Origin of the sequence: [Bacillus] selenitireducens MLS10 (assembly GCF_000093085.1) — a bacterium.
GTDB classification, from domain to species: Bacteria; Bacillota; Bacilli; order Bacillales; family Salisediminibacteriaceae; genus Salisediminibacterium; species Salisediminibacterium selenitireducens.
Map to the genome: position 1 here is coordinate 725,043 of NC_014219.1, position 17,640 is coordinate 742,682.

Here is a 17,640-nt window from a genome sequence, read left to right on the forward strand (position 1 = left end):
GGAGGCAGCGATGACGCCGTTTGAATTCTTACTGATTGGACACCTGATTGGCGATTATTTATTGCAAACGAGCTGGATGGCGGCGAACAAAGCGGTTAAATGGGTGCCTCTGCTTACGCATGTAACGGTGTATACGGCGGTGATTGCCGTTGTGGCCATGATCGGCTTCGGCGGCCTGTCACTCCTTGGTATTCTCGTCGTGTTTATCTCTCACATTCTTTTGGATCGCAAGGGATTCGTGCAGTGGTGGGTGGCGAAGGTGACGACGCCGCCTGACAGTGAAAAGAAGTGGCTGACAGTGATGACGGATCAGGCGTTCCATATCATCGTACTCGGCGCCGTGCTTTATTTATAAACAGCGACCTTGAGCGTGGAGGAGGTGCGACATGGCTGAACACAAGAACGAAGCGGCTGTGCAGGAGAAGATTACCGATCATGAGCGGTTGAGGCTGATCTTCTCCTACGTGACCAATATATCCGAAGAGAAAGATTTGAATAACCTGCTTCTCCTGATGGCGGATCTCGGTAAACAGCTGATTCAGGCCGACCGCTGCAGCCTGTGGCTTCTTGATGAGGAGAACCGGGAGTTGTGGACGATCGTGGCCCACGGGGTGGATGAACTTCGGATTCCCTACGGCACGGGCTTTGTCGGCCATGCCATCGAGCACAACCAGTCCATCATCATTAAAGACGCCTATGAGGATGACCGGTTTAATGCAGATGTGGATAAACAGACCGGTTACCGAACCCGTTCCATTCTCGTCATCCCGATTCACGACTCCAACGATGAGATCATCGGGGCGTACCAGGCGGTCAATAAAATGACGGAGGACTCGTTTTTCACGAAAGAGGATGAAGGGTATCTTGAGCTTGCGGCGTCCTACTCCGGTAAGGCGATCGAATCGGCGATTCTCTATAACGAAATTGAACGGACACAAAAGGAGATCATCTTCCGGATGGGCGAAATCGGTGAGTCGCGTTCGCAGGAGACGGCGAATCACGTCAAACGGGTTGCCGAGTATTCCCGGATTCTCGCCATCGCGCTCGGGATGAGTGAAGAAGAGGCGGATCTCCTGAAGATGGCCTCCCCGATGCATGACATCGGCAAGGTTGGGATACCCGACAGCATCCTCAATAAACCGGGGAAGCTGACGGATGAAGAATTCAAACGGATGCAGCGCCATACCGAGGACGGCTATCATCTTCTGAAGGACTCACCGCGGGAAATCCTGCAGACGGCGGCGGTCATCGCCCATGAGCACCATGAAAAGTGGAACGGCCGTGGTTATCCGAGGGGCATTGCCGGTGAGGAGATTCATATATTCGGCCGGATTACGGCGATTGCCGACGTCTTTGATGCTTTGGCCAGTGACCGGGTGTACAAAGCAGCCTGGCCAGTGGAGAAGATTATGAAGATCTTTAAAGAAGAGCGCGGTGAACATTTCGATCCAAAGCTCGTTGACCTGTTTTTTGAACATCTCGATGAGATCCTGGCGATTAAAGACGCCTACGCCGATCATTTTGATTAACAGTGAAAAAAATCCCCCTTTCGAACCCAAGGTCCGTAAGGGGGATTCGTGCGTCTCAGTTGGTGTGTCATCTGACTCCGCGGAGGATCTTCACCCCTTTGTTCAGACTCCAGTACCCGAAGAGAAACGTCACGGCACTGCCGTAAAAGAGGGCGGGTGCACCGAACAGGTCCATCATCAGCCCGAGAACGCCTGGTGCAATGATGGAGGCGCCCATGGAAAAGAGGTAGTAAAGTCCGGTGAAGAAGCCGATCTTGTTCGTCCCGCCAAGATCCGCGACGAGCGGATAGGCCTGGACGTTGACGAAGGCCCAGAAGATTCCGCCGATGAGAAGAACGATTGGCAGGAGCGTCAGATGACTCATGCCGAAGACGGCGCCGTCGATCAACGGCAGGGTCGGAATGAGAAAGAAGACGGCGGGCAACGCGAGAAGCCCGATGGACATGGCCGGCGCCTTGCCGATCTTCGTCCCGATGATGCCGGCGGGAATGGCGAAGAGGACGAAGGACAGACTGAAGAAGCCGAGGGTGAACCCGGCGGCATCCTCCGCCATACCGAGGTGTTCCACGGCATAAACGGTAAAAAGGGCTTCGACGGCGGCGTAGCCGATGAAGTAAATGAAGATGGCCAGAAGGATGTAAAACTGCCCCCGGAAGTCCGGCAGGAGGATCTTCTTAAACATCGTCTTCAGTGAGCCGGTTGCCTTGACCTCCTCAAGGTCATCGGCCGTGGCATCGGCGTAAGGCGGATGGCGGTCGACGACAAAGTAGAGCAGAATAAAGGCAAATAAAAGCAACAGGCCGGCGAGAATGAACGGATACGTCCGGTCGATCCCGTACAGGGTCGACAGACCGAAGAGGGCGACGATGGCCCCGACGCCGCCCATAAAGTTGATGATCCCGTTGGCCGTCGAGCGGTAAGCGGGTGGCGTATGGTCCGGCATGAGTGCGATCACGGGAGCGCGGTAGACCGTCATGGCAAGGAGAAAGACGATATCCACGACGAGGAGGACCCAGAGGGAGACCATCGCCCCGTAGGGGATGAGCGCAAAGAAGACGGCGGCAATGGGCATCCCGACGATGAGAAACGGCAGACGGTTGCCAAAGCGGGTGTTGATCCGGTCCGACCAGGTGCCAATGATCGGAATGAGAAGAACGGCAAAGAGGTTGTCGAGCCCCATGATCATTCCCCGGATCCCCCGGCTTTCAATAAAGTCACCGAGGATCAGTGGCATATAGGCATTGTAAAACGTCCAGATCAGCATCAGTGCAAAAAAACCGCTGCCGATGGCGAAGATTTTCGTTTTCGAGACCCCCTGGATCTTCTCAGTCATCATAATTCCCCCTCCGAGCCGGTCAGTCCGACTCTTCGATGATCATGGTGCGGATGCGGACAGCCTTCTCGGGATCGTCAGTAATCACCCCGTCAATGCGCTGGTGGATCAGATTTTTCAAATGCGCATCGTCGTTCACGGTAAAGGCCCTGAGCGGTGTCCGGTTCCTTTTGGCACCCTGGATCATGGCCGGAACGGCGACGGGGAAGAAGCAGTGCAGGCTCGTTGCCCTGAAGCTCTGAATGTACGTCCACGGCTCATACAGGCCTTCCATGAAGAGGGCGGCCGTCTCAATCGTCGGATGAAGCTCCCGCACCTTCTTCAGGGAATAATGGTTAAACGAGGACAGGACGATGCGATCGTCGAGTTCGCGTTCTTTGACGGCACGGAGGACGGTGTCTTCGAGCTGTTCATACGGAACGATGCCGTTCTTCAGTTCGATGTTCAAAAGGAAGGCGTTCTCCTCCATCAGATCCAACACATCCTGCAGCCTCGGAATCCGCGCGTCAGAGAACGATTGATCAAACCGGCTTCCGGCATCGATCCGTGCGAGTTCTTCATACGTCAGGGCATTGACCCAGCCGGAACCCGTCGTGGTCCGGTCGATCTGTTCATCGTGAATCACGACAGGCACGCCGTCTTTTGTGAGCTGGACATCGAGTTCGATTCCGTCCGCCCCGGCTTCAAGGGCTTTTTCAAAGGCGATCATCGTATTTTCCGGATAACGGGCGGCAAAACCCCGGTGCGCCCAGATCAGTGAGTGTTTCTCTTTCATGCCAACACAACCTTCCCAAATAGCCTCATAGGAATTAAGTTCGCTGTTCAGAATCGAAATCCCTCTTCTTTCGTTGAGATTTACACAACATTTACAAAAAGAAACCGGATGAAGTGTGCTATAATGAAACCGATACCAAGATGAAGGCAGGGATGTATGATGAAACTGTATCTGCGCCGGTTATGGGTCGTGATGATCGCGATTCTGACACTCGGCTTATACATACCGGAATGGACCGTTGATGCCGAAGAGAGTCAGCCTGGCTCTGAATCCGGAAGCAGCACCAGTGACGAAGAACTGCAGGATATTGCCGAAGCCTTTGCGGGCGTTTCGGATTCTTCTGAGGATGACGCGGACGATGATGAGGGTGAAGAGACTGATTTTTTGAGTCTGTTCACGGAACAGGCGAAAGAACAGACGATTCACAAGCTCGGACCGAGAATCTCGAATAAAATCGAATCGGAAGTGTTTGATTCGATCTTCCCGGTGATGGAAGAAGTGATCGAATCCTACATCAGCAAGCTCCCGGATGACCAGGTGCCATACCTCGTGATCGATGAACAGAAAGCCTCGTATGACGGGGAGAAGATCTTTCATATTCATGATGCGAACAGCGATGAAGATGTGCTTCGTTTTCACGTGCGGAAAGATCTGAAACCGAAACAGGGGTACTGGTTCAACTTTCACTACCATGATAAAGAGGACGACTTTGAAACCCACCATGAGATCGGCGACGTGTACTGGGATAAAAACACACCGCCAAAATGGATGACACACTGAATAATGAAAAAAGGCCGCAATTCCTCAAAGGAGTTGCGGCCTTTTGACGCATGAATTCAGCCTGAATGGTGCTGTAAAAGACGGGATGATAAGAAGGGTAAGAAATTTTTGTTAGAATATTCATACAATCTGCATGAACATCGGGGGAATCTGTTATAATAGGTACAATCACACACAGCGATGAGGAATGCCCTATGGACAGAATCTTCCGCCCGGTAATCCGGCTGATGAACCGCTTAAGATATAAACAAAAATTTGCACTCATGGCTGTGCTGACGACGCTGATGATCGGTGGTCTTCTGACGCCGATAACAATTTGGCTCGTTGAAGAGCGAAACGTGGCCTACGACGCCGGAAAAGGTCTTGAAATCTCCCGTGATCTGTCCGAGCTGATCTATTATTTGCAGCAGGAGCGGGGTTTTGTGCAGGTAAATACAACGAACGATGCAGGGATTGAAGAGCTATTTGAGACGCAGGATACCGTTCGTGAACTGCTGCGGGAGATCGATGAAGCGCACAGCGACTATATAAGTGAGTTTGCAAGTATAGATATGTGGCTTTTAATCGATGAAGAGGTCGGTAATCTGACCCTTATGGAAGGTGCAGATCTGACTCAGGAACGGGAGAGCTTTGAACGGTATACGCTTCTCATTGAAGAACTGATCGCACTCACACAGCTGACGATCCAATCGACATTGAAATCATTCGAAGGAGATATGGATACCGGAATTGTCATCAATGATCTCATTGATGGGATGCTGATCCGTGCTGAACATGTCGGGCAGATCCGTGCCTACGGCTCATTCCTGCTTGGTCTCGATGCCATTCCGGAAGAGGACCGGCTTGACATGGCGGTTCGGATTGAAGAAGTGAGTCATTATCGTTATCACATGGTCTTTGAGAACACGCCGGAGTTCACGGTGTTTCTTGATCGAAACCGGCCGCTTCAAGCTTACTATGAACGATACGAACAAGAACGGGACCGTCTTCAGGAGACAGCTTATGCACTGTTGGCTGGCGATTACGATGACCGTGAACCGATTGATTTCTTTTGGGATACCACGCCCGCTGTGGACAGCCACTTCTTTGTCTTTGATGAGGCGGCGGATTACCTGATCGAGAATATCGAAGGCCGTCAGCGGACTCTTGTGACCTCACAGAATCTGATCATCGGATTTGTAACCGGCTATGTCATTTTACTTTTGTACATGTTCTGGGGCTTCTTTCAGTCGATCCTGAACAGTGTCCGAACGCTTCGCGACGGATCGAGAAAAGTGGCCTGGGGGGACTATGACGTCTCGGTGGAACTGAACACGAGAGATGAGATGCGTGAAGTGGGAGACGCCTTCAATCATATGGTCGTGGAGATTGATACTGTCATGAAGGCCAATGAATCATCGATGGTCCGCACGAAAATGCACCAGGAGGCGCTTCTTGAGCTCTCGACTTCAGGCTTTTGGGTGGACGGGTTTCTCGATGAAGCCCTCGATGAGATCACAGAGAAAGTGACGTACGCCACAGTTGTGGACCGCACATCGATCTGGCTCGATAAGAAAGACGGTCTTCTCCTTTCTTCCGTCTATGACCGGGAGTCGCCGGTGCCGGCCGAAGACTGGCTCGCAGACAAGAGTCGTCTTGTGAACATGTACAGATGGGCACAGAACGGCCTGTTCTTTACGATGAACGATGTGAGGGAGTTCAGAAAGGATCATCCGTATATAGCGGCATACTTCCGGTCGCAGGGGATTCGTTCGGCACTCATGACCGTTCTCCGCTCAAAGGGAGCCGTGATCGGAATTATGGTACTCGAATGCCGGCCCAAGGGCCGGAAATGGTACAAAGAAGAAATGGCCTTCGCCCAGTCGATCAGCCAGCTCATTTCCACGGCCCTCGAGCGTCATGAACTGAGACAAAAAGAGCTCGAAATCCGGCACATGGCGTATTTTGACGGCCTGACAGGACTCCCGAACCGGCAGCACTTTCAAACGCTCTTACGGGAACAGATCGCCTTTGTCGATGAAGTGGAGATGGCCCTTGCCGTTCTTTACGTCGACCTTGATCTATTTAAACACGTCAATGACACGTGGGGTCATTCCGCCGGAGATAAGCTGCTTACGATGGTCGGGGAGCGAATGGCAAACGGAGTCGATCACAGAGTGGTGATTTCCCGGTTTGGCGGCGATGAGTTTACGATGATGCTTTCACCGGTCCAGGACCGTAAAGAAGCCTCGGACGTGGTGGAGGTCTTGCAAGACCTCTTTCGCAAGCCGTTTGATCTTGAAGGTAATGAAGTGTATATTTCCTGCAGCATCGGCATCAGCATCTATCCGAACAACGGCTCGACGACGGAGGATCTCATAAAAAATGCGGATATGGCGATGTACGAAGCGAAATCAAAAGGCAGAAACGCCTATGCGTTCTATACAGAGAAGCTCTACTCGAACATGCTCAACCGGATCGAAATGGAGGCGGAGCTGAGACGCGCCATTGAGCAGGAGGATCTGACACTCTATTACCAGCCGCAGTTTGATCTGGACACCGGCGATCTCGTCGGCTACGAAGCGCTCGTCAGATGGCCGCATCACCGCCTCGGCATCATCTCCCCGGGGGAATTCGTCCCTCTTGCTGAAGAGACCGGACTGATCTTGCCTCTTGGTGATCAGGTGATCGGCATTGCCGCGAGACAGCAGAAACAATGGCACAATGAAGGGTACAGCATTGTGCCGGTAAGTGTGAATGTCAGTGTGAAACAGCTGATGCATGAGAATATCATCCATACGCTCAGACGTGCCCTCGAGAATCATGAGCTGCCGGCAAGGAGTATTGGGATCGAAGTCACCGAATCGATCAGCGCCGAGCACTTTTTCACGATTCGTGAGACACTCGACCGGATCCGTGCCCTCGGCATCACGGTATCGATCGATGATTTCGGGACCGGGCATTCATCTCTTGGTTATCTGAAGAACTTTCCTGTGGACTTTCTGAAGATTGACCGGACGTTCATTTCCGGGATCGGCACGAGTCATGAGGATGAAGCCATTGTCCGGGCCGTCATTGCCATGGCGAAGGGTCTGCGGATGCAGATTGTCGCCGAAGGGGTTGAGACTGCGGAGCATCTCGATTGGCTCAGGCAGTTCAGCGGCCTGCGGGTACAGGGCTTCTATATGGGCCGTCCGGGTGATGCGGAGGTTAGCGGGAAATGGCTGAGTAAAAAAGCGGACGGTGCTTAATATCGTCCGCTTTTCTGCGTGAACAAAGACGCTTCCGTGAGAGTTTGTTAACAAAATCGTCACATTTCCGTGAGGCGCTTCACTTGGAGTGCCGGGAAGCGACTGTATATAATAGAGTTCATAGCACTATCTGTGAAGTGATAAACAAGATTCGGATGGAGTGACACCGATGCAAACTTTAAAAGAATGGACAAAACAAAAGCGCAACGAAACGATCCTCCTGCGGCTGAATGCCGTGGCACTCGGACTGTCGATCGTGGCGATGGCCTGGTTCATCGTCCGTGTTGTCGACGGCGTGTTTTTGCAGGGAGAAGGGTTTTGGGATGTGGTTCCCTATCTGATTCTGACGGCTGTGGCCCTCCTGTTCAGAAGCCTCTTTACCTGGCTTGGCGGGCGGATCGGGATCAGGCTCGGAACGCAGATCAAACAGGAATACCGGCAGTGGCTCACGGAGGACGCGGATCAGAAGTCAGGGCAGCTGACGGGTGAGCGGACGGGGGTGTTCGTGGATGCCGTGGATGAAGTGGAAGGGTATGTGAAGAATTACTACCCGCAGCTCATTCAGTCATCAACGGTGCCGCTCGTGCTCCTCGCAGCGATTTTTTATATGAACTGGGTGAGCGGACTGATTCTTCTTGTGACAGCCCCGTTCATTCCGATCATGATGATTGTCGTCGGCAAGAATGCGGAGAAGCGGTCTGAGGCGCAGATGGAGAAGCTGAACAGGTTTTCCGGGACGTTTATGGATCTTCTGCAGGGGCTCGTAACGCTCCGGTTTCTCGGGAAGTCAAAGGAAAAAGCCGGTGACATTGCCGCAAGCAGCATGAGCTACCGGGATGCGACGATGGATGTATTGAAGGTGGCGTTCCTGTCGTCACTGATGCTTGAATTCATCTCGATGCTGAGTATTTCGCTTGTCGCCCTTGAGGTGGGACTGCGGCTCGTCATCTTCGATCAGCTGACGTTCTTTACCGCCTTCTTCGTCCTGATCCTTGCGCCGGAGTTCTTTGCTTCATTAAAAGAACTCGGGACGGCTTTTCATAACGGCAAAAGCAGTACAGGCGCCTGGGAACGGGTGAAAGGTGCGGTCGGTGACGGTACCGTTGCGGTGAAAAACGGCGATCGGGACATGCCGGCGGATGCGTCTCTTGATCTGGAGGCAAAGGGTATGGCCTTTTCGTACGGCGCTGGCCAATTTGCATTGGGACCGGTCGACTTTTCGATACCTGAAGGGAATCACGTTGCGATTGTCGGCCCGAGCGGCTCGGGGAAATCAACGCTGCTGCAGCTGATCACGGGACTGCGGGCTCCTGAAAGCGGCGAGCTGACCGTATCAGGCATCCCGGTGCACGCGCTCAGACGCGAAAGCTGGTTCCGGGAAATCAGCTATCTGACCCAGCATCCCTATCTCTTCAGCGGGACGCTCCGGGAAAATATCCGCATGGGCGCATTAGAAGACATCCTTGACAGTGACATTCTTGAAGCGGCAAAGGATGCCGGTCTCACGTCGCTCATTGACCGCCTGCCACAAGGCCTCGACACGCCCATCGGCGAAGCCGGGCGCGGTCTGTCCGGCGGCGAGCGGCAGCGGATTGCCCTTGCCAGGGCATTCTTGAAGAAGCCGCGTCTGATCGTGTTTGACGAACCGACGACGGGGCTTGATCTGAGAACCGAACAGATCTTGCAGGCGGGGATCCGCACCCTGAGTGAGAAGGCAACGATGATCACCGTTGCGCACCGGCTCCATACGATACGGGAAGCAGACCGCATTCTTTTTATGGACAATGGCCGGATCATCGCGAACGGTAAGCATAGCGAGCTCATTAATACGGTGCCCGCCTACCGTCAGATGGTGTCTGTGGAAACAGGAGGGGATGCATCATGAAAGATCTTCAGATGATTACAGCCCTGATGCTGAAGGAAAAGAAGGATTTGTTCAAGTCCGTCCTTTACGGGGTTTTAGCAGCTCTGGGTGCCGTGGCACTGTTTGCGAACAGCGGGTACCTCATTTCCGCCGCTGCCGTGACGAACGCCTTTTATGTGCTGACCATCAGCATTGCCCTTTTGAAGCTCTTCAGCGTCTCGCGGGCCGTGTTCCGTTATTTTGAACGGATGGTGTCACACCGGGCGACGTTTACGATGCTCGGGCGGTTTCGGGTTCATTTCTTTGAAAAGCTTGCGCCCCTTGCCCCGTCACTGTCGACGTCCTTTCGGAGCGGGGATCTGTTAAGCCGGGTGACGGGGGACGTGGAGAGCCTGCAGAATTACTTTCTCAGGGTCGTGTATCCGCCTGTCGCCGCAGCGGTCACGTTCCTCATTACGGTTATCTTTACCTTCTTGTTCTCCTGGCAGATCGCCCTCTTGCTCCTTGGGGGTCTGGTCCTGACGAGCGCGCTGATTCCGTATGTGTATGCGCTAAGACAAAAGCGGACAGCCAGCCTGATCCGGGAGAGACGGGCAACCTTGACGGAAGAAGTGACCGAGCTCTATCAGGGGCAGGAAGAGTGGCTGATTCACAATCTTCTTGACGAGAAGAAGAAGAAGACACTCGATGCGTCTGAAGAACTGATCGCCGCGCAGCGCAAGGAACAGAAAACACTGCTTCAGAACCAGTCCGTGAATCAGGCGGTCACGTTCATCGTCAGTGTCCTGATTCTGACGACAGGGGCCTTCCTTGCTGCCGAAGGCGGACTGAATGCGATCTTCCTCGCCATGCTCGTCATGGTGTCCCTTACGGTGTTTGAAAACGCGGCTCCGATGGCGACGGTACCGGTGTATGCGGAGGATAACCAGACGGCAGGGCGGCGTCTGAACGAAGCGACGTCGGCTCTGCCGCCGGAAGAAGGAGACGCCCTTCCTGAAGGCGGTGCTTCATCCCTGTCCCTCGACGGCGTTCGTCTCGCCTTTGACGAGGCGCATGCGGCGGCACTCGATCATGTGGATGCAGAAATGCCGAAAGGATCGGTGACGGTCCTCGTCGGAGCAAGCGGTTCCGGGAAATCGTCGGTCCTGCACCTCCTCCTCGGGATGCACCAGGCTGATGACGGCACCGTCAGCTGGAACGGACGGCGGATTCATGAGTACACGTTTGAGAGTCTTTACGAAAACAGCAATATCGCCCTGCAGGATGCCCACTTTTTTGCCGGAACCATCCGGGACAACCTGCTCCTTGCGAACGGGGAGGCGAAAGATGCGGATATGCAAAAGGCTCTGGGCGATGTGGCGCTGACGGCCTTTACGCTCGATGATGCCGTGGACGAACAGGGCAAGAACCTCTCCGGCGGGGAGCGGCAGCGTCTTGCATTTGCGAGACTGCTCCTTCGTGAAGCGTCCAACTGGTTTCTCGATGAACCGTTTTCCTCTCTCGATCCTGCGATGGAACGCTCGATGTACGACCTCCTCCGGGAACGGTCGAAAGGCGATACCGTTGTTCTTGTCAGTCACCGGCTGACCGGACTTGAAGAGGCCGATCAGATCATTGTCATGGATGAAGGCAAAGTTGCCGAGTCCGGCACGTATGATGAACTCATGAACCGAAGCGGGATCTTCCGTCAGCTTAAAGAGATCGAACAGTCGGTCTTTCTGAGCAGATCGTAAGGAATCAGCCGGAAGCGAGTTGAATAACCGAAAAAAGAAGCCTGATCCCAGTCACATGGGGTCAGGCTTCTTTATGATGAATAGGATCAGGATTTTATGAGGCTCCCTTTGGCGACGATGGCAAAGATATTGCCTTTTTCCGTCGATTTCTCAATCAGGGTGTGCCCGGTGCTCTTGCACCATGCGTCCACATCCCGGACGAACCCGGTATCGGTGACGCTGATTTTGACCGTCTGGCCGTTGTCGAGTTCTTTGATGGCTTTGTGAAGATTCATAATCGGACCCGGGCAGCTGAGACCTGTGGCATCAATGGTTACATCCGCTCTTCTCACTTCAGGTTCAGGCGTTTCATCTGCGACGATGTCATCGCGGACAGAATCCGTGCAGACATGATGCACGCAGGCATACGTCTTATAGCCGCCGCTCAGGTTGATCGTCTTCACGCCGTGCTGCTCGAGGATTCTCGTGGCGAGATAGCCTCTCAGCCCGACCTGGCATGTGATATAGACCGGCTGATCTTTCGGGAATTCATCGAGACGCTCACGAATCGTATCGAGCGGGATATTAACGGACCCTGGAATGGCGCCCATTTCCACTTCAAGAGGATCGCGGACGTCGACGAGAAAGCCGCCGTTTTCGACGATGGCATCGATCTCATCGTGGTGTACGATGTCAAGATCACCATCGGCCACGTGCGTCGCCACATAGCCGAGCATGTTGACCGGATCCTTCGCAGAAGAATAAGGCGGTGCATAGGCGAGCTCAAGTTCAGGGAGATCGAATACGGTCAGTTCCCCTTTAATGGCCGTTGCGATGACGTCAATCCGCTTATCGACACCGTCGAGGCCGACGCCCTGTGCACCGAAAATTTTCCCGGTTTCAGGATCGAACGTCATTTTCAGTGAGACCGGTGACGCACCCGGGTAGTAGCCGGCATGAGAGCCGGGGTGCACGTGAACGGCTTTGTAATTCACACCGAGCTGCTTCAGCGTCTTTTCGTTATTGCCCGTTGCGGCAACGGTCAAGTCGAACACTTTGGCGATGGATGTGCCGAGGGTACCCTTATAGGCCGTCGGGTTCCCGTGAATTGTATCGGCAACGATCCGTCCCTGGCGGTTCGCAGGCCAGGCGAGCGGTACCATTACCGGTGTGTTCTGGATATAGTCCTTCACCTCGATGGCGTCACCGATGGCGTAAATATGCTCGTCCGTCGTCCGAAGGTATTCGTTGACGAGAATGCCGCCGCGATCGCCGGTCTCAAGACCTGCCTGAACGGCGAGTTCATTTTCCGGACGCACGCCGATGGAGAGAATGGTGATGTCGCTCTCGAGCTCTTCACCGCTGTTAAGAACGACGGTTTTGCCCTGATCACGGAAGGCTTTGACGCCGTCACTGAGGATCAGTTTGCCGTGTTCCTGGATGTGCTGGTGCACGATGGCGGCCATCTCCGGGTCGATCGGCTGCATGACTTGATCGGCCATTTCCACGACTGTAACGTCGATGCCTCTTGCATGCAGGTTTTCCGCCATCTCAAGGCCGATGAATCCGCCTCCGACAACGACGGCTTTTTTCGGGTGACGCTCATCTACCCAGGCTTTGATTTTATCGGTATCCGGAATGTTCCGGAGGGTAAAGACGTTTTGTGTGTCATTCAGTCCGTCGATCGGCGGCACGATCGGACGCGCCCCCGGTGAGAGAATCAGCTCGTCATAGCTCTCTGTATACGTTTCGCCGGTGGCGGCGTTTGTTACGGTCACGGTTTTCTCGTCACGCTGGATGCTTGTGACTTCCGAGAGGTTGCGGATATCGAGGTTGAATTTGCGGCTCATGCCTTCAACGGTCTGAACGAGGAGCTTTTCCCGCTCTTCGATGGAGCCTCCGATGTAGTACGGAAGCCCGCAGTTTGCAAAGGAAATGTGCTCGCCTTTTTCGAAAACCACGATATGGGACGTTTCGTCGATCCGTCTTAATCTTGCTGCAGCTGTTGCGCCTCCGGCAACGCCGCCTACAATCACTATTTTTTTACTCATGGTAACATCCTCCTGTATGGCCATTTCTTCCGGCCTTGTGAATTTTTTAACATAATACCTTTAAGGGTATCTTACAACAGACTTAATGATATGTAAATGGTGTTAACCCGGTGAGTTGTGACGATTTTTTGTCCATTCCGAGAGCGTGCGCTTTCATTCCTGATTTTCGATGAATGGCAGAGACGGTTTCATAAAACAGAACAGGTGTGTAATCATGAAAAACGGGAAAGAAGACAGTGAGGTGATCGCGATGACAACCATGAACGGACTGATTCACTGGCCGACGGTGACCGTTGTTCTGACGATAATCCTTGTCTTAATCGGAACGGGGATCTGGCTTGTAAAGCGGAACCGCCGGATCTGAGCGGATCTTTTCACATGTTTTGTGCGGAATGATACACTGATTCAGTGTGAAAGAAGACACAATCAAACAAACTCAACCAGAGGTGAACAGAGATGGAGAAGCACGATATAAAAACAGATGCCGGTCTGTTTAGGACGATGGAAGAGCGGCATTCGGTGAAATCGTATCAAACCGGTGTGACCATTCCGGATACGGAGATCCGTTCGATGATCGAAATGGCGACGGAGGCCCCTTCTTCCTGGAACCTGCAGCACTGGAAATTCCTTGTCGTTGATGATGAGGAACAAAAGGAGAAACTGCACCGGATCGCGTACGGACAAAACCAGGTCAAAGAATGTTCCGTTGTGATTGCCGTTCTCGGTGATACAAAAGCGAACGAACATGCAGACCGGATTTTTCAGGAAGCGGTCGACAAGGGCCTGATTACCGAAGCGGTAAAAGAAAAAATCGTCAACGGGATCAACGGTGCCTACAACGGCAGTGAGACGTTCCCGAGAGACGAAGCCTTTCTGAATGCATCCCTTGCGGCAATGCAGCTGATGCTCAGTGCCCGCGGTCTCGGCTATGATACCTGTCCGATGGGCGGCTTCGACCGGGAAGCCTTCGTGGAGGAGTTCAACGTGCCTGAGCGTTACGTACCGGTTATGCTTTTGACAGTTGGTGTCCGGGCGGAAGAACCGCGCATCAGCTCGAGGCTTTCAGTTGATGAAGCAATGGTCCGAAATACGTTCTGATACAGAATACACAGGTAACGCGCGTTCTCCCCGATATATCAGGGAGGCGCGCGTTTTCTTCTTACAGGGCGGTTTGTCTGCCCTCTGAGCGGGTATGGAAGGAATAGGGCATACACATTGGAGGTGCACCACCATGGATAAGCAAGTTGTAGCGGTCATGCACAGCCTCGATCAAAAAGAGGGTGTCATGCGTGAACTTGAAATCAAAGGAGTCAAAGAAGAAGCGGTTCAAATCATTCACAGAGACGATGACGAAGCTTCTGAGTATCGGAAATTCTTCGAACAGGGCGATTATGTGGTCCTCGTCGAAGTCGACAAAGAGCTTGGAAAGATTCCCGTTGAGCAGGAAGACACGCTGAGTGAGCACCGCACGCCAAAAGGGCATCACCATCAGCCGCATCATCAGATGAAACAGGGTATGTAACTGAACGCGATCATAAAGGCTGCACCACTGAAGAGGATTCAGGTGCAGCCTGTTTTGTTTTCTGAGCCATATACATATAACAAAGGGGGAAATTGACATGGCAAACACGCATGAATATTGGATGCGTCAGGCGATTGAGCTTGCGAGAGCGTCAAAAATAGCCGGGAACGATCCGTTCGGGGCGCTGCTCGTAAAGGACGGCGAGGTGGTGATGACGGCGACGAATCAGATTCATACGGCAACGGATCCGACCCATCACCCGGAGATTGTCCTCGTCAGGGACTACTGCAGGCAGGAAGGCATCACGGATCTGAAAGACGTCACACTCTATACGAGCTGTGAGCCCTGTGTCATGTGCAGCGGTGCGATGGTCTGGTCGAACCTCGGACGTCTCGTCTACAGCGTTTCCCATGAACAGCTTCTCGGCATAACCGCGAGCAATATTCAGCTGTCCTCCGGGGATGTGTTTTTGAACAGCCCGTGGAAACCGGAGGTCATTCCGCTTGTATGCAATGAGGAAGGACTCCGTCTGTTTTCATAAGGGTGCAGGTCTTCGGGAGGGCGGGATTGCACGGTAAGTACCTGTATTTGGCAGGCATTTTTTCACATTTCAAATAGGCAACGTCTCCCTCTCGTGGTATAATACAGTTAAACAGATCAAATGCCAGGCAGGCGGGGGTGAACGGATGTTTCGGAAGGTCAAACGGATTACACTGAACGCACGACTGTTGATTTATACCTTTCTGTTACTGACAATGACGGCCCTCGTCATTGGCTTTTCGAGTTTTCAGCTGTCAAAGAATGCCCTCGATGAGAGAGGGCGCGACATATTGGAGAACGGAGTTCATTCGGCGATAATGCTCATCGAAGAGCGGCAACGCGCTGTGGAAGAAGGACGGCGCTCCCTTGACGGTGCCCAGGAGAGTATCAAAGAGATCCTCCTTGGCCCGATGAATGAAGACGGGACGAGGCCCATTGACGGACCGGTCGATCTCGGCGAGCACGGGTACTTTATCATCTACAGCCCGGACGGGTATGAGGTGATGCATCCGACCCTTGAAGGGCAGAACGTCCTGAATGCGACGGATATGAACGGTAACGAAGACGACCCGTATTTCTTTGTGCAGGACAAGATCAACGGGGCCATGGCCGGGGGCAGTTTTGTCACCTATACGTGGGATTTGCCCCATGAAGACGGAACCGGTGAGAAGATCGCGTACTCCGAATATAATGAGGAATGGGAATGGATTGTGTCGGCGAGTACATACATGAGTGATTTCAATGAAGAAGCCGATTCGATTATGTGGGTGACATTTGCGATGATTGCGCTTTTGGTCCTTCTCGGCGTTCTGTTGTCGGTGTACTTCTTCTCAGGGTTCACCAAACCCCTCATGGCCCTTGATCAGGCGATGACGAAGCTGAAAAAGGGACAGTATGAGAAAGTGACGGTTGTCGGGCGTCAGGACGAAGTCGGCCAGCTGACGTCGAGCTTTAATGACATGGTGGAAGCAATGGAAGAGAAAGATGAACGGATTTTCCGCTATGCCTACTACGATGATCTCACCGGTCTTCCAAACCGGAACTGGCTGAATGATTACGTGGAAAAGCGGCTCGGTGATGCCGGACCGGATATGTACCTGATTTTGCTTGACGTGCGTAACTTTAAGGTGATCAATTCCCTGTACGGCCATTCATACGGCGATCAGATGATCCGTACCCTCGGAAAGGTGCTCAAAGAGGCGGAGGCCGGTGAAGTCCGCCCGGCAAGAATCGGGGGCAATGAATTCGGCGTCTGGGTCGAACAGACCGACGGTGGAGCGCTTCGGACGTTTATTGAATCCGGAAAAGCCAAACTGAATGACGTCCACCGTAAAGAAGAGGAATGGCAGCCGCTCCGGTTCCATATCGGGGTTGCACAGGTGATTGGCGATCTGACCGGCTTTGAGGATCTTTATCAGCGGGCCTCTGTCGCCATGCAGGTGGCGAAGAATCAGGACCTCGATGATTCCGTGATGTTTACAAAAGAAATGCTTGAGGCCATTGAAGAGGATAACCGCTTCAAAAACGGCCTTGAAGACGCGATGATCCGTGGTGAGTTTGAACTCTACTATCAGGAGAAGCGCTATCTGTCAGATGCGTCGGTCATGGGCCTGGAAGCCCTGTGCCGCTGGGAGTCCCCGACGTTTGGCATGGTCAGTCCCGCCCGCTTTATTCCGATGCTTGATCAGAACGGCATGATGGTCCCCTTTACGGAATACGTGACGGTGAAGGCCCTAACGGATTATCCGGAGCTTGCGAGGCTTTACGGACCTGATGTGGAGGTCTCCATCAACATTCCGCCGAACGTCTTTCTCCTTGATGAGTACCGGTCATTTCTCATGCAGGAAGTGAAGAGACGGGGGATCAGACCCGAGCGGATCATCCTTGAGATCACCGAAGACGTCTTCATCGCCGATATGAGCGTGGTCATTGCCGCAGTCGATTCCCTCCGGGCATTCGGGTTCCGGATTTCCCTCGACGACTTCGGGACCGGCTACTCGTCTCTCAGCTATATCAGTCAGCTTCAGACCGATGAAGTCAAGGTCGACAAATCCTTCATTGATCAGATGGAGATGAATGAGCGCTCATGGAATCTTCTGAAGTCAATTATCCGCATTGCCAAATCGATGAACTATCAGGTCGTGGCGGAAGGTGTGGAAACGGCTGAACAGGTGATGAAACTGAAAGAAACGGGCTGCGACATCGTACAGGGTTACGTATATTCCAAACCGCTCCCGCTTAAACGCATATCCTGAATACCATCCGGTTCTTCTGTCAAAGGAAGAGCCGGTTTTTTATTGATGT

Annotated in this window: 14 protein-coding genes; 11 read left to right on the plus strand and 3 right to left on the minus strand. The window is 53.1% G+C overall.

Features of this window, described 5'->3' with window-relative positions; translation table 11 throughout:
- Positions 1-10 precede the first annotated feature (10 nt).
- Together BSEL_RS03495 and BSEL_RS03500 are read left to right on the plus strand one after the other, a co-directional pair.
- Positions 11-355 (plus strand): DUF3307 domain-containing protein, encoded by a 345-nt coding sequence (locus BSEL_RS03495; RefSeq protein ID WP_013171625.1) that lies wholly within the window; start codon positions 11-13, stop codon positions 353-355.
- A gap of 31 nt (positions 356-386) precedes the next feature.
- Positions 387-1,529 (plus strand): HD-GYP domain-containing protein, encoded by a 1,143-nt coding sequence (locus tag BSEL_RS03500; RefSeq protein ID WP_013171626.1) that lies wholly within the window; start codon positions 387-389, stop codon positions 1,527-1,529.
- A gap of 67 nt (positions 1,530-1,596) precedes the next feature.
- On the opposite strand, the gene BSEL_RS03505 is transcribed toward BSEL_RS03500, so the two are convergent.
- Entirely contained in the window at positions 1,597-2,865 is a 1,269-nt protein-coding gene (locus BSEL_RS03505; RefSeq protein WP_013171627.1) for an MFS transporter, read from the minus strand.
- A 19-nt stretch (positions 2,866-2,884) separates the two neighbouring features.
- A complete protein-coding gene (locus BSEL_RS03510) occupies positions 2,885-3,637 on the minus strand; it encodes a glycerophosphodiester phosphodiesterase (protein ID WP_013171628.1) in 753 nt (250 codons plus the stop codon).
- 156 nt (positions 3,638-3,793) lie between these two features.
- Between BSEL_RS03510 and BSEL_RS03515 the strand changes: the two genes are divergently transcribed.
- The 4 genes from BSEL_RS03515 to cydC all read left to right on the plus strand — a co-directional run bounded on the left by BSEL_RS03515 (position 3,794) and on the right by cydC (position 11,244).
- Positions 3,794-4,417: a YpjP family protein gene (locus BSEL_RS03515; RefSeq protein WP_013171629.1), complete on the plus strand. Its 624-nt coding sequence runs from the start codon at positions 3,794-3,796 to the stop codon at positions 4,415-4,417.
- A 194-nt stretch (positions 4,418-4,611) separates the two neighbouring features.
- On the plus strand, positions 4,612-7,647 hold the full coding sequence (locus tag BSEL_RS16915; protein ID WP_013171630.1) for an EAL domain-containing protein: 3,036 nt from the start codon (positions 4,612-4,614) through the stop codon (positions 7,645-7,647).
- Positions 7,648-7,816: 169 nt separating this feature from the next.
- The gene (gene cydD / locus BSEL_RS03525) at positions 7,817-9,532 is read left to right on the plus strand and encodes a thiol reductant ABC exporter subunit CydD (RefSeq protein ID WP_013171631.1); all 1,716 of its coding nucleotides are present in this window, start codon (positions 7,817-7,819) and stop codon (positions 9,530-9,532) included.
- The gene (gene cydC, locus BSEL_RS03530; protein ID WP_013171632.1) at positions 9,529-11,244 is read left to right on the plus strand and encodes a thiol reductant ABC exporter subunit CydC; all 1,716 of its coding nucleotides are present in this window, start codon (positions 9,529-9,531) and stop codon (positions 11,242-11,244) included. Before cydD ends, cydC begins: the two co-directional genes overlap by 4 nt.
- An 86-nt stretch (positions 11,245-11,330) precedes the next feature.
- Here the strand turns inward: cydC and BSEL_RS03535 are convergent, their stop codons facing one another.
- Complete coding sequence (locus tag BSEL_RS03535; protein ID WP_013171633.1) at positions 11,331-13,274, minus strand: CoA-disulfide reductase; 1,944 nt, start codon at positions 13,272-13,274, stop codon at positions 11,331-11,333.
- A gap of 214 nt (positions 13,275-13,488) precedes the next feature.
- Here BSEL_RS03535 and BSEL_RS17720 point away from each other — a divergent pair, with 214 nt between their 5' ends.
- The 5 genes from BSEL_RS17720 to BSEL_RS03555 all read left to right on the plus strand — a co-directional run bounded on the left by BSEL_RS17720 (position 13,489) and on the right by BSEL_RS03555 (position 17,591).
- Positions 13,489-13,638: a hypothetical protein gene (locus tag BSEL_RS17720; protein WP_013171634.1), complete on the plus strand. Its 150-nt coding sequence runs from the start codon at positions 13,489-13,491 to the stop codon at positions 13,636-13,638.
- Positions 13,639-13,730: 92 nt separating this feature from the next.
- Complete coding sequence (locus BSEL_RS03540; RefSeq protein WP_013171635.1) at positions 13,731-14,372, plus strand: nitroreductase family protein; 642 nt, start codon at positions 13,731-13,733, stop codon at positions 14,370-14,372.
- A gap of 133 nt (positions 14,373-14,505) precedes the next feature.
- Positions 14,506-14,796: a hypothetical protein gene (locus BSEL_RS03545; RefSeq protein ID WP_013171636.1), complete on the plus strand. Its 291-nt coding sequence runs from the start codon at positions 14,506-14,508 to the stop codon at positions 14,794-14,796.
- A gap of 97 nt (positions 14,797-14,893) precedes the next feature.
- Positions 14,894-15,337: a nucleoside deaminase gene (locus tag BSEL_RS03550; protein ID WP_013171637.1), complete on the plus strand. Its 444-nt coding sequence runs from the start codon at positions 14,894-14,896 to the stop codon at positions 15,335-15,337.
- 145 nt (positions 15,338-15,482) lie between these two features.
- On the plus strand, positions 15,483-17,591 hold the full coding sequence (locus tag BSEL_RS03555) for an EAL domain-containing protein (protein WP_013171638.1): 2,109 nt from the start codon (positions 15,483-15,485) through the stop codon (positions 17,589-17,591).
- The last annotated feature ends 49 nt before the right edge of the window (positions 17,592-17,640 follow it).

What these genes read in the sequence shown, in the direction of transcription:
- BSEL_RS03550 (WP_013171637.1), top strand. Translation starts at nt 14,894, where the DNA reads ATGGCAAACACGCATGAATATTGGATGCGTCAGGCGATTGAGCTTGCG.
- cydD (WP_013171631.1), top strand. Translation starts at nt 7,817, where the DNA reads ATGCAAACTTTAAAAGAATGGACAAAACAAAAGCGCAACGAAACGATC.
- BSEL_RS03515 (WP_013171629.1), top strand. Translation starts at nt 3,794, where the DNA reads ATGATGAAACTGTATCTGCGCCGGTTATGGGTCGTGATGATCGCGATT.
- BSEL_RS03540 (WP_013171635.1), top strand. Translation starts at nt 13,731, where the DNA reads ATGGAGAAGCACGATATAAAAACAGATGCCGGTCTGTTTAGGACGATG.
- BSEL_RS03555 (WP_013171638.1), top strand. Translation starts at nt 15,483, where the DNA reads ATGTTTCGGAAGGTCAAACGGATTACACTGAACGCACGACTGTTGATT.
- BSEL_RS03495 (WP_013171625.1), top strand. Translation starts at nt 11, where the DNA reads ATGACGCCGTTTGAATTCTTACTGATTGGACACCTGATTGGCGATTAT.
- BSEL_RS03510 (WP_013171628.1), bottom strand. Translation starts at nt 3,637, where the DNA reads ATGAAAGAGAAACACTCACTGATCTGGGCGCACCGGGGTTTTGCCGCC.
- BSEL_RS16915 (WP_013171630.1), top strand. Translation starts at nt 4,612, where the DNA reads ATGGACAGAATCTTCCGCCCGGTAATCCGGCTGATGAACCGCTTAAGA.
- BSEL_RS03500 (WP_013171626.1), top strand. Translation starts at nt 387, where the DNA reads ATGGCTGAACACAAGAACGAAGCGGCTGTGCAGGAGAAGATTACCGAT.
- BSEL_RS03535 (WP_013171633.1), bottom strand. Translation starts at nt 13,274, where the DNA reads ATGAGTAAAAAAATAGTGATTGTAGGCGGCGTTGCCGGAGGCGCAACA.
- BSEL_RS03505 (WP_013171627.1), bottom strand. Translation starts at nt 2,865, where the DNA reads ATGATGACTGAGAAGATCCAGGGGGTCTCGAAAACGAAAATCTTCGCC.
- BSEL_RS03545 (WP_013171636.1), top strand. Translation starts at nt 14,506, where the DNA reads ATGGATAAGCAAGTTGTAGCGGTCATGCACAGCCTCGATCAAAAAGAG.
- BSEL_RS17720 (WP_013171634.1), top strand. Translation starts at nt 13,489, where the DNA reads ATGAAAAACGGGAAAGAAGACAGTGAGGTGATCGCGATGACAACCATG.
- cydC (WP_013171632.1), top strand. Translation starts at nt 9,529, where the DNA reads ATGAAAGATCTTCAGATGATTACAGCCCTGATGCTGAAGGAAAAGAAG.